Source organism: Lactobacillus sp. UMNPBX17, assembly GCF_002553735.1.
GTDB lineage: Bacteria > Bacillota > Bacilli > Lactobacillales > Lactobacillaceae > Lactobacillus > Lactobacillus gallinarum.
The window spans coordinates 1-8,613 of record NZ_PCYT01000060.1 but is presented as its reverse complement, the minus strand read 5'-3'; the positions used below and the strand labels follow the sequence as shown (position 1 = coordinate 8,613).

At 36.7% G+C, this 8,613-nt stretch carries 9 protein-coding genes and 1 other annotated feature; of the genes, 1 reads left to right on the top strand and 8 read right to left on the bottom strand.

What is annotated here, in order from left to right; translation table 11 throughout:
• The first annotated feature begins 166 nt into the window (after positions 1 to 166).
• Positions 167 to 1,090 carry an N-acetylglucosamine kinase gene (locus CP368_RS08355; protein ID WP_098043825.1) on the top strand — a complete coding sequence of 308 codons (924 nt, stop codon included), beginning with the start codon at positions 167 to 169 and terminating at the stop codon, positions 1,088 to 1,090.
• Positions 1,091 to 1,153: 63 nt separating this feature from the next.
• Here CP368_RS08355 and CP368_RS08350 read toward each other — a convergent pair whose 3' ends face one another.
• From CP368_RS08350 to CP368_RS08315, 8 genes are all read right to left on the bottom strand, one after another.
• Positions 1,154 to 1,450, bottom strand: a complete 297-nt coding sequence (locus CP368_RS08350; RefSeq protein ID WP_081776553.1) for a helix-turn-helix transcriptional regulator — start codon at positions 1,448 to 1,450, stop codon at positions 1,154 to 1,156.
• The gene (locus CP368_RS08345; RefSeq protein WP_369822648.1) at positions 1,419 to 1,685 is read right to left on the bottom strand and encodes a type II toxin-antitoxin system RelE/ParE family toxin; all 267 of its coding nucleotides are present in this window, start codon (positions 1,683 to 1,685) and stop codon (positions 1,419 to 1,421) included. The genes CP368_RS08350 and CP368_RS08345 overlap by 32 nt, the downstream gene beginning before the upstream one ends.
• Positions 1,686 to 1,953: 268 nt before the next feature.
• Positions 1,954 to 2,868, bottom strand: coding sequence for an L-lactate dehydrogenase (locus CP368_RS08340; protein WP_025005335.1), 915 nt, complete (start codon positions 2,866 to 2,868; stop codon positions 1,954 to 1,956).
• Positions 2,869 to 2,930: 62 nt separating this feature from the next.
• Entirely contained in the window at positions 2,931 to 3,407 is a 477-nt protein-coding gene (gene greA / locus CP368_RS08335) for a transcription elongation factor GreA (RefSeq protein WP_014918467.1), read from the bottom strand.
• A gap of 76 nt (positions 3,408 to 3,483) precedes the next feature.
• Positions 3,484 to 5,898, bottom strand: coding sequence for a phenylalanine--tRNA ligase subunit beta (gene pheT / locus CP368_RS08330; protein WP_087363275.1), 2,415 nt, complete (start codon positions 5,896 to 5,898; stop codon positions 3,484 to 3,486).
• A 3-nt stretch (positions 5,899 to 5,901) separates the two neighbouring features.
• Positions 5,902 to 6,951, bottom strand: coding sequence for a phenylalanine--tRNA ligase subunit alpha (pheS, locus tag CP368_RS08325; RefSeq protein ID WP_087176478.1), 1,050 nt, complete (start codon positions 6,949 to 6,951; stop codon positions 5,902 to 5,904).
• A 38-nt stretch (positions 6,952 to 6,989) separates the two neighbouring features.
• Positions 6,990 to 7,197 (bottom strand) — a binding site (T-box leader).
• A gap of 38 nt (positions 7,198 to 7,235) precedes the next feature.
• On the bottom strand, positions 7,236 to 7,586 hold the full coding sequence (locus CP368_RS08320; RefSeq protein WP_025005333.1) for a helix-turn-helix domain-containing protein: 351 nt from the start codon (positions 7,584 to 7,586) through the stop codon (positions 7,236 to 7,238).
• Positions 7,587 to 7,674: 88 nt separating this feature from the next.
• Positions 7,675 to 8,442 (bottom strand): RNA methyltransferase, encoded by a 768-nt coding sequence (locus CP368_RS08315; protein ID WP_025005332.1) that lies wholly within the window; start codon positions 8,440 to 8,442, stop codon positions 7,675 to 7,677.
• Positions 8,443 to 8,613: the final 171 nt, after the last annotated feature.

The following is an 8,613-nucleotide window of genomic DNA, read 5'->3' as shown; positions in this document are numbered from 1 at the left end:
TTTCAAAATAAAATTGCTTAAAATCGTTGATAACACTTGACTTAGAGTAGAAAAATATCAGTGTTAGCGTTAACATGGAAAAATAATACTAGACCTATAATATAAAAATGTAATAAAATGAATACGTTATCATATGGATAAATTAATATAGAAAGAAGATTTGAATATGGCTCTTACATACCAAATTGGTGTAGATGCAGGCGGTACTCACTCAACTGCCATTGCATATGACGAAAACGGCAAAGAACTTGGTCGCGCAGAAGGCGGTCCTGGTCAAATTAACGCTGATTACGAAGGCGGAATTAAAAACATCTCAGATACTATTAACGAATTGTTAAACAAGATTGACGGCGACTGTATGCGCGTTTTAGTAGGTATTGCCGGTCTTTCAGTTGTTGGTAACGCACCTGAAGTTGCTGCTACTATTTCATCAAGAATCAACAACTTACCTACCCGTGCTATTACTGACTCACTCTTAGCCCTTTATGCTGGTCTTGAAGGTGATGACGGTGCTCTTGTTATCGCTGGTACTGGTTCAGTATACAACGGCTTACAAAACGGTCACTTAATCGCTGTTGGTGGTTACGGTAACATTTTAGGTGACGAAGGTTCAGGTTATGCTATTGCTCGTTCAGCTATGCAATCTGCACTTCTTAGCTGGGACAAGCGTGAAGATAACGCACTTATTCCAATGTTCACTAAGTTATTCGGCGTAGAACACATGGATGAATGTAACGCTAAATTCTACAGAATGTCTAATCCTGAAGTTGCCGGCATGGCAGTTCATGTTGCTAAGCTTGCAGATGAAGGCAGCGATGACGCAATCAAGATCATCCAACATCAAGCTCACTTGTTAGCTCGCGATATTATTATTGGTCTTAATCGTTACGAAGATCCAAAGCCAATGAAGATTGCTTTGACTGGTTCAGTTTTGGCTAACAACGAAATGATGAGAGGACTTATTGAAGACGAAGTTAAGGATAAATACCCTGACGCAATTTTCTCCATCTCAAATGGTGAAAACGCTCGTGCCGTATTATTCGACAAGAGTAAAGATTACCGTTACTTCACTAACCACGAAGATCGTTAATTTAAAACAAAGAAAAAGCTCACAGCTTTTACAAATTGTAGAAGTTGTGGGCTTTTTTGATTATTATGAAATTACGATTCTCATAGTTTTATTCATTGCATTTGCAAGTTTAGAAAGCGTTTTGGTACTCGTACTGTATCCACGTTCAATACGAGCTACTGTACTTTGAGGTACACCAGCCTTTTCAGCTAGTTCACGTTGCGTTAAGCCCGCATCTTCTCTAGCTTTTAAAAGTGCCACTGAGCTACTAAACTGAGCCATATCTTTTTCAAATGCTTTTTTAAATCCCGGATTTTTCATTTTTTCTTGAATTACATCATCAATACTTTTACTCATAATTTTTCCTTTCATAATATTCATTTCTTATATCATGAGCATGCTTAATTTCTCGAAGAGGCGTCTTTTTGGTCGTTTTTGTAAAACCATGCGTAATTATGTACTTGTCATCATCTACGTGAGAGTACAAACCTCTCATCCGTTTATTAGAGAATCTAGCCCTAAGTTCAAAAATATTTGAATCAATTACTCCTACCCAATGTTGCTGAATAGCGACACTTATATCATTAAGCTCTATTTGCTTAATAAGTGATAACAATTTTGCCTGTCCTTAACTGTCAATGAATTCAAATACTCATAAAATTCATTATGACTGTTTAAACGCTCGTACATTTCAAATTTTAGCTTTTTTCGCGCATTACTCCCTTTCTATGATAGCAAATATACTATCAAATTCATATACATAAGAATCAAAATTTACCTCCCACTATTTATTACGCAAAAAAGACGAAAATTTTTTTGGAAAAATTAAAAAGACGAGAAATTACGCAATTGTAACTTCTCGTCTTCTTATCTAAATCAATATTTTATTTTTTCTTCAATTGATCCAAGTGTTCCTTGATCTTATCAGCTGCTGCTTCAAGTTTTTCCTTTTCTTCAGAAGTAAGCTTCAATTCAATTACTTCTTCAATACCGTCGCGGCCAATAATTGCTGGATAGCCGATGTAAGTCTTGTATTCTGGATTATAAACTGAAACAGGACAGTATAAACGTGCATCGCTAAATACAGCTTGAACCAAACGAACTGCACAAGTAGCAATGGCATAACTAGTATAGCCTTTACCGTTTGCCACAACAAATGCGTTCTTATTTGATTGTTCACTGATCTTTTCTTGTTCTTCATCGCCAAATAATTGGAAAGCAATCTTATTGTTAACTCTGATCGTTGACCAAGCGGTGAATTGAGAAGAACCATGTTCACCCAAAACAAAACCTTCTACATTACGTGGATCTTGTCCTAACTTTTCACCAATAATTCTTTGTACTCTTGCAGTATCAAGGAAAGTACCAGTACCGAAGACACGATTCTTCTTCAAACCGGAAGTTTCTTGCAAAATTTGAGTAATTGCATCACAAGGGTTAGAAATATTGATCAAAACTCCATGGAAGCCTGATTCCTTAATATCTGCACCAACTTGTCTAGCATTTTTTGCATTTAATTCAAATTCGCCGAAACGATCGCCAGTCTTAACTGAAGCTGCAATATCACCGAAAGCAGTAATAATAATATCGGCATCTTCAAGACCATCCCAATCTTGCTTTCTTACATTGACATAACTATCATTTCTAGCCAAAGTATCATGTAAATCATTGTATTCAGCGTTTACTTTATCTTCATTTTTGTCGATTAAAATTAAATCATCAACCATGCCATGAGTAAATAAAGTATATGCGACAGTTGCACCAACATGACCCATTCCGATAATTCCTACTGTTCTCATTTTTAAAAACCTTCTTTCTAACAAAAAGGGAGTTAGTTTTACCTAACTCCTCTTCTCAATTATTATGCTTCAACATTGTTGATTACAACGTCAAATTGGCCACCAGGAGTGGTAATTGATACAGTTTCACCCTTCTTCTTGCCCAAGAGTGCTTGTGCAATTGGTGAATCATTTGAGATCTTGCCATTTAATGGGTCAGATTCATCACTACCTACAATGGTGTAGGTTTCAGCATCATCTGTACCAACTTCAGTATAGGTAACAGTCTTACCAACTGAAACTTCATTAGGATCAACACTGTCAGCATCGACAACTTGTGCGTACTTAAGCATGTCTTCTACTTGAGCGATTCTGTCTTCTACGTGACTTTGTTCATCCTTAGCTGCATCGTATTCAGAATTTTCTGATAAGTCACCGAATGAACGTGCAACCTTAATACGTTCAATAACTTCTGGACGCTTAACTAATTTTAAATTCTTTAATTCTGCTTGAAGTTTTTCCTTACCTTCAGCAGTCATTGGATAAGATTTTTCAGGCATATTATTTTAACTCCTCAGAAATTAAATTCTCTTTGCATTGATCAATGATATTGGTTTACACCATTAAAGTCAACCATTAACGTACTTTAATATCAAGATCGTTTTCAAGACCTGCTCTGATCTTGTCCATTGCATTATTTACGACCTTATCAGTTAAAGTATCCTTTCTATTCAAGAAAGTTAAACTGTAAGCTATACTCTTCTTGCCAACTTCAATGTGACTACCCTCGTAAACATCAATTACTTTAAGAGCTGTCAAATACTTACCAGCATTAGACTTAATGACATTTTCAACTTCTTGGTTAGTTACATCTTTATTGACTAACAATGAAAGGTCACGTTCAATTGCTGGGAACTTAGGAGCTGGAGTAGCAGTCATGCCCTTAGTAAGCATAGGAATAATTACATCTAGGTTAATTTCATAACCATAAAGTTCTGAACCACGAAGAGCCTTGTCAGCAAGGGTTACAGCATGAGCAATCATACCGATCATACCAACATATTGCTTATCAATGTAAATAGCAGCGGTTCTAGTTGGGTGCATCCCTTTGATGCCTTCAGCCTTGTAGACTACCTTTTCGAGATCAATGCCAATTGCAGTAAATAGGTTAGTCAATTGACCTTTTACAAAGTAGAAGTCCACTTTTTGGGTTAAGTGTTGCCAGTTTTCAGCAAAGGTATTGCCTGAATATAAAGCAGCTAAATGTTCATGTTCATTAAATGTTCCACCATCATGATCATAAACACGGCCTTGTTCAAACAATGCCAATTGGGTTTGCTTTCTAGCAAAGTTGTAGCTAGCTGCATCAACTAAACCAGTCATCAAGTTTTCACGCATAGCAGAACGACTTGAGTTAAGTGGCATTTGAACCTTAACTAAATCCTTAGGATCCTTAGTGTAGCGAACAGCCTTTTCTGGTGAAGTTAATGAGTAAGAAATAGCTTCCATTAAGCCTTGTCCTTCGACAATAGCTTTCATGCGACGCATCATTTCTTCTTTTTCTGAGTAACCACCGTGAGTTTCAGCCAAAAGTGGTTGAGTTGACTTCAAATTATCGTAACCATAGATACGACCAACTTCTTCAACTAAATCGGCAGGAATAGCAATATCCCATCTTCTATTTGGAACATGGACTGCAATATTATCGCCATCGTGCTCAACCATGAAGCCTAAACGATCAAAAATCTTAATCATATCTTTAGCAGAAATTTCAGTACCTAAAACATGATTAATGTATGAAACAGTAGTTTTAACTACAACTGGCTTACGTTTAGTGTCAGTTGCCTTAATAATGCCTTCATCTACAGTTGCATCTGCATCATTTCTAAGCAAGAGTGCAGCCATGTTAATTGCCTTTTCAGTTCCATCCCAGTTAACGCCCTTTTCATAACGACTAGAAGCTTCTGTACGGTTTGCATGGCGAAGAGCAGCTTTTCTAACCAAAGTAGGATCAAAAATTGCGGATTCTAAAATTACATCAGTAGTTTCAGCAGTAATTTCTGAGTTAAGTCCACCCATGACACCAGCCATCATTACAGGCTTTTCACCATCAGTAATAACGATATCATTAGAATCAAGATCTACTTCTTTTTCATTTAATAAAGTAAGCTTTTCACCCTTGTTAGCTAATCTAACTTCTAATTTTCCATTTGAGAAAGTCTTAGCATCATAGGCGTGCATTGGTTGACCAGTTAAAAGCATAATGTAATTAGTTACATCAACTACATTGTTAATTGGGCGAATTCCTGCATTCCAAAGACGTCTTTGCATCCAAAGTGGTGATGGTTGAATCTTAACGCCAGTTAATTTACGTAAGTAAAACTTAGGTGCTAACTTTTCATCAACCTTAACATCAAGAGAATCTGTCCAGTCAGGACCATCTTCTTTTAAGAAAACATCTTCTACCTTAGGCTTTTGATCAACAATTGCACCAACTTCGTAAGCTGAGCCTTCCATACTTAAGGTATCAGCACGGTTAGGCGTAATATCGAAGTCTAAAATGTAGTCATCCATTCCAAGTGCTTCATAAACATCTTGACCTGGCTTAACGTCTGCATCTTCTGGGAAGACATAGATTCCATCAACAAATTCTTCTGGTACTACGCTGTCACTGAAGCCAATTTCTTGCAAGCCACAGATCATACCGTAACTTTCCATGCCGCGAATCTTGCCCTTCTTGATCTTTTCATTGCCAGCAATACGGGCACCGTGAAGAGCAACAATTACTAATTCACCTGCAGCAACATTAGGAGCACCACAAACAATTTGAAGTGGTTCATCTTCGCCAACGTCAACATGTGTTAAATGAAGGTGTGTACCCTCAACACCCTTACAGTCAAGGACCTTACCAACAACTAACTTCTTAAGTCCTTCTTCTGGATGCTTAACGTCAGCAATTTCAACACCAGTACGGGTAATCTTTTCAGCTAAGTCGTGAGGATCTTGATCTAAATTAAGAAAATCTTGTAACCAATTGTATGAAACTAACATAAATTAATTTTCCTCCTTGCGGAATTGCTTCAAGAAACGAACATCGTTAGTGTAGAAATCACGAATATCGTCAATACCGTACTTCAAAATTGCAAAACGGTCTAATCCTAAACCAAAGGCAAAACCACCATAAACAGTTGAATCAATACCAGCATTTTCTAATACGTTAGGGTGAACCATACCAGCACCTAATACTTCGATCCAACCAGTGTATTTACAAATTGGACAGCCCTTACCATCACAGTTAAAGCAAGATACGTCCATTTCAACTGATGGTTCAGTGAATGGAAAGTAACTTGGGCGAAGACGAGTAGCTCTATCTTGACCGAAGACATGCTTAGCAATCATTTCAAGAGTACCCTTTAAATCACTCATTGTAACGTTCTTATCTACTACTAAACCTTCCATTTGCATGAATTGGTGTGAGTGAGTGGCATCATCATCATCACGACGGTATACCTTACCAGGACCAACCATCTTAAGCGGACTCTTAGAAAAATCATGCTTTTCTAACACTCTTGCTTGGTCACCTGAAGTTTGGGTTCTAAGCAAGTCTTCACTATCAATGTAGAAAGTAGCTTGCATATCACGTGCTGGGTGATCCTTTGGCAAATTCATCATTTCAAAACAGTAGTGATCAGTTTCAATTTCAGGACCTTGTACTACCTTGTAACCCATACCGATAAAGTAACTTTCCAAATCATCCAAAATAACATTAATTGGGTGCTTTGAACCTAAATGTCCTTCACGACCTGGCAAAGTAACATCAATTTTTTCATCTTCAAGCTTTTTTACTAAAACTGCTTTAACGATTTCAGCCTTAGTAGCATCTAATTGCTTGTTAAATAAATCGCGTAGTTCATTAACCTTTTGTCCGACTTCGCGTCTGTTTTCTGGTGCAACATCACGCATAGAGTGCAAAATCTTAGTTAATTCACCCTTACGTCCAACTAATTCAACTCTGACTTTATTCAAAGTCTGTTCATCAGTAGCCTTTTTGATTTCTTCAAGACCTTGCTCATGAAGCTCTTTTAACTTATCAAATAAGTCCATTAATTCTTTCCTTTCAAAACAAAAAAGCTCCGTCCCTCAATAGGGACGAAGCGTCGCGGTACCACCCTAGTTTGGACATTATCTGCCCACACTCAAGTTTTCGTTAACGGTGAAATACCGGAATTGATTAGATTCTACTCCCAAGATGAAATTCACAATTAACTATTCTATCTTCTCTTTCAGCTTATTAAAGAAGATTCTCTGTTCAGATAATTAACTGTTACTAGTCTTGATCTCAGTAATTAACTATTATGATATTTCTTTTTGCTTGTTCTTGCAAGTCTTTAAGCCCATTTATCGGCCCAATTATGTACTTGATCAAAGACTGGTTTAAGTTCTACCCCTTTTTCAGTTAAACCATAGGAAATAATCCCTGTCTCCTTATCAACACTTCTTTTAACAATATCATCTTTTTCGAGTTCTTTAAGTCGTTCTACTAAAACTCGATCTGAACATGCCTCAATGCAGCGAGCCAAGTCTTTAAAACGCATATCTTCTGTATCACATAATGAACTAATAATTAAGCCGTTCCATTTTTTGCCAATTATTTGAAAAGCATTGATAAAATGACCACATAATTCGTAGTCTTCGGGTTTACAGGGAGCGCTCTCCTTTTTTTCTTTGACTTCTTGCATAAGTAAATTCCTCCATAACCATATATTATATTTTTGTTTTACTCTGACCATAAGTTATTATATGAAATTCACTTACTAAATACAAGTACTATGCAAAGTAATAAATCATAATTCCTGCTGCTACGGCCGCATTCAAGGATTCCGCCTTACCTTTAATTGGAATATACAGTTTTTCATCACTTAAGCTGGCAATCGTAGAGCTAACACCATGAGCTTCATTACCAATAATTAAAGCAAGTTGTGGTACTTTATCAAAATCAGGCAATTGCTTAGCAGTCTTATCTAACATACTTGCATAAACGGGAATTGCCGCATCTTGAAAATCAGTGATGACATCAGCCAAATCACGCTTAATCAAATCAATGTGGAATTGGCTGCCTTGCATTGCTCGCTGGGTCTTAGGGTTATACAAATCTGCACTTTCTGGAGAAAGTACCACCCCATCAAAGCCAGCTGCATCAGCTGTTCTAATGATTGTTCCAACATTACCTGGGTCTGCTAAATTATCAAGTAAAACCCACTTACCATAATTAAATGGAAATTCACGAGGTTGATCAATTTTTAGTACCATAAAAATTTCTTGTGAATTCTTGGTACTGCTTAAATGACGCGCAATCGCTTTATTGATCAAAATTACATTCTTACCACTTAGATCGACATCATAGTCTTCCTCTGCCTTATCGAGAGCTTCTTCAGTACCCAAGAGATATTGATACTTTTTACCAGATTTAATGGCTTCATCAAACAAATGAAAACCTTCAATTAAGTAGCGGCCTTCTTCATCTCGATACTTCTTCTGCTTTAACTTAGCTAACTTTTTAACCGTTGCATTATTAACTGAACTAATTTGTTGCATATGTTTCTCCTTTTTTAATCCTTTTCTATTATAAAGTATAATGAGCATGGAACATGTTAAAATTAAAAATGAAATTGATTTTTAAGTCATGTGGTGATAAGTCAATGTAAATTGTAAATTTTATTTTTAATTAGTTTGTGTTAAAGCCAAAATTTGCGTGCATGAAACTAG